This window comes from Micromonospora sp. DT62 (genome assembly GCF_049847285.1).
GTDB classification, from domain to species: domain Bacteria; phylum Actinomycetota; class Actinomycetes; order Mycobacteriales; family Micromonosporaceae; genus Micromonospora; species Micromonospora reichwaldensis.
Genome location: NZ_JBNCOB010000088.1, coordinates 1 through 206 on the forward strand (window position 1 = coordinate 1; position 206 = coordinate 206).

The following is a 206-nucleotide window of genomic DNA, read 5'->3' on the forward strand; positions in this document are numbered from 1 at the left end:
CCGGTGGCGGTGGCGGTGCAGGCCGACAAGCCGGCCGTGGACAAGGGCAAGCTGATCCCGCACGGTGTGCAGGGTGCGCAGTCGCACGTCGACCTGTCGGCTGAGCAGGTGGCGAACGTGAAGGCGATTATCGCGGCGACGAAGAAGGCCGGCATGGACGAGCGCGCCGCGGTGGTGTCGATCGCGACGGCGTTGCAGGAGTCGAA

1 pseudogene is annotated in these 206 nt (G+C 68.9%); it reads left to right on the top strand.

The window, feature by feature from the left end:
• Window positions 1–206, top strand: a pseudogene (locus ACPXCB_RS31625) (hypothetical protein); the annotation flags it as partial.